This is a genomic window from Microcoleus sp. B3-D2 (assembly GCF_036705345.1).
Classification (GTDB): Bacteria; Cyanobacteriota; Cyanobacteriia; order Cyanobacteriales; family Microcoleaceae; genus Microcoleus.
The window spans coordinates 1-2,452 of record NZ_JAUBUG010000170.1; the positions used below are offsets into that span (position 1 = coordinate 1).

At 39.6% G+C, this 2,452-nt stretch carries 4 protein-coding genes; all 4 read left to right on the top strand.

The features are described 5' to 3' along the window. Positions 1-152 precede the first annotated feature (152 nt). The 4 genes from QUB14_RS28430 (at position 153) to QUB14_RS28445 (ending at position 2,397) form a co-directional block, all read left to right on the top strand. Positions 153-629 (top strand): CHAT domain-containing protein, encoded by a 477-nt coding sequence (locus tag QUB14_RS28430; protein WP_333221568.1) that lies wholly within the window; start codon positions 153-155, stop codon positions 627-629. 226 nt (positions 630-855) lie between these two features. Continuing rightward, complete coding sequence (locus QUB14_RS28435; RefSeq protein WP_333221570.1) at positions 856-1,188, top strand: hypothetical protein; 333 nt, start codon at positions 856-858, stop codon at positions 1,186-1,188. After that, entirely contained in the window at positions 1,175-1,423 is a 249-nt protein-coding gene (locus tag QUB14_RS28440) for a hypothetical protein (RefSeq protein ID WP_333221571.1), read from the top strand. The genes QUB14_RS28435 and QUB14_RS28440 overlap by 14 nt, the downstream gene beginning before the upstream one ends. Positions 1,424-1,503: 80 nt before the next feature. Beyond that, on the top strand, positions 1,504-2,397 hold the full coding sequence (locus QUB14_RS28445) for a hypothetical protein (RefSeq protein WP_333221573.1): 894 nt from the start codon (positions 1,504-1,506) through the stop codon (positions 2,395-2,397). Positions 2,398-2,452: the final 55 nt, after the last annotated feature.

Genomic DNA, 2,452 nt, shown 5'->3' on the forward strand with positions numbered 1-2,452 from the left:
TTCCACCCATTCCCCCCCAGATGTCAAGCCTGATTTTGTTAAGAAAGATGTGAGTAAGGCATAGCTTCTTAAGGGGGGAGCAGGAAGTTGTCAAAGTTCCCCTTCTTAAGGGGGATTTAGGGGGATCGAATTTAGATGAATCAGAGCGCTACGTGGAATGGCGCGAAGGCAAAACAGCCGATATTAACAATTGTCTAACATTAGCAGACATATTGCTATTGCAATTCAAACATTGCCGCCTAGTCGTGCTTTCCGCCTGCGAAACCGCGCTCATTGACACCAAGAATCGCTCCGATTATATTGGATTGCCGACAGGATTTCTCCACGCCGGAGCAATGGGAACCCTAGCCAGTCTTTGGGCTGTCAACGACCTCTCCACCGCCTTGATAATGGTAAAATTCTATGAATTGCTACAACCTGGAGTTAGCATCGGTAAAGCCCTCCACGATACCCAGCGCTGGTTTAAGTCGGCCGCGACTTCAGATTTGCTAACATGGGTAAAGGAATCCGATAGTTTTGATGACGAGCGGAAAGAATATACTGAAGAACTGCTAGGACGTTACAATGATGATGAAAAACCCTACGGCGATGTTTATCATTGGGCAGCGTTTTGTGCGATCGGATTATGATACCCATGGCTAGCCAGAAACCGGGTTTTTCACGACAATACTGTGCTAAAATTTTCAAATTAGATAAAAACCACGTTTCTTTACACTGCGCGCGATCGACCTATAATTAAAATGTACAAATAAAGACTATCGCCGAAGCTCAACAAAAACCAACCGAACAAAATTAATCAAACTACAGGTTGAATCGGTTTCAAATTCTAGTAACATTCATTCGCAAGTAAAATTTATGATGAAAAGCGTGATTTTGTTGGAAATTTATAATGCCATTACCACAGCCCCGCAGATTCTTACTCCGCCATTTATTGAAGAATTACTCAAGACTGTTTTACCTTTAGCGGAGTCTGATGCTGAGGATAAAGTTGTCAAAGAAGCGATTAACAACCTTTATCGAAATTTTACAGAGGTGAGAGATAGGATTGGCGATGTGAGAAAAAATCTCGATGATGCCGAAGCAGAAGTCACCCCCGGTTATGAAACACTCATCAATACATATCCCGATATCAAAAAACTAGAAGCAAGCTTGAAAAAACGCATTGACAAAGCAAATGCTAAAAATTGACCATCTCCAAATCTACATCTACAGCTACCAACTCAGCCGCGAAAGCAAAACCGCAGTCAACTCTATCTGGAGTTGGGCTAATAATATCTGGCAACATTTCAGCCACGAAAAAGAGGTAATCTTTTCCCAAGCCAACCTCGGTTATCCCCTCACTAAAGTAAAAAAAAATCGCATTCAAATAAAATTGATGGTTCCTTCAAGTTTTGCCGTCTGGATGATAGCGAAGGCATTTTAGCAAGAATTGGCAGCCCAGAAACGGATGAAAATAAAGATATAGATATCGCAGCATTAAAAAATTTTAATGTTAATAATCTCATGCTTGCTGATAGTTATGAAGATTGGCTGGGACAGACTATTTTTATTACCTACAAATTACAAACCTATCAACCTCCCACTAAAAAATACCTCCGCCAAGTTGCGGATGAATGTTTAAAGAATCTGTTCCCCGAAGCATCTGTGCGTCTACCTTTTTACCGCGATACTGAGTTACTGGGTTCTCCAATTTTTGAGTACAGTTCGCTCAAAAGTCAACTACAAGTCTTTGTTTATCTGGTTGACGATGAGATTGAGGAAAAATTAGGGCAAATTATTCAACCTTTATTTGAACTGTTTTATTATCGCCATAAAATCACTACAGCTTTTCTGGATAGCCGCAAAAATTATGATTTACTCAAGGGACTATATGCAAAAATTGAGGGGATAATCGCTAGCTTAGAAACAAAAATCCCTGAGTTTGAATCGAACAATGATGTTGCTTCCCAGGAAAATGTTAATACAGATGAGTCTTTAACCTCTCTGAAAAGCACACTCAAACAGTTACTTCGAGAAAGTTTGGATTATGAAAGAGTATTAGAATCTCTGGAAGATTTTAATAATACGATTAATATTCATGTTTACAATTATCAGGAAAAGCTGGATCAAATCTGTGATAAATGGCAAGCCTCAACCGAAGATTTAACAACATTTAAGTTTTTTATTGATAAAAATTCTCCGTATTTTCAAAGACAAATTCAGGGTGATTTAGGCTATTTCAAACATGGCACTAATTTGATTAAGATTGCGGTGGATTTGGTGGCGGGGATTGTAGATATTGAACAAGCAGAAATCGATCGCTCCCTAGAAAGAACGATTCAAATACTCGGTACTGGATTAGGGGCTGGAGGCATTGTGGTGTCTGCGGTTGCGAATTATGTAGGGCTTGCTGAATAAGTTAAGAAAAATCACGATAGCAATTGAGGAATGATTCAAGTTCAGCGACACATAA

Bases quoted from the DNA above. Each gene is read 5' to 3' on its own strand.
- QUB14_RS28440 (WP_333221571.1), top strand. From the start codon at position 1,175: ATGCTAAAAATTGACCATCTCCAAATCTACATCTACAGCTACCAACTC.
- QUB14_RS28445 (WP_333221573.1), top strand. From the start codon at position 1,504: ATGCTTGCTGATAGTTATGAAGATTGGCTGGGACAGACTATTTTTATT.
- QUB14_RS28435 (WP_333221570.1), top strand. From the start codon at position 856: ATGATGAAAAGCGTGATTTTGTTGGAAATTTATAATGCCATTACCACA.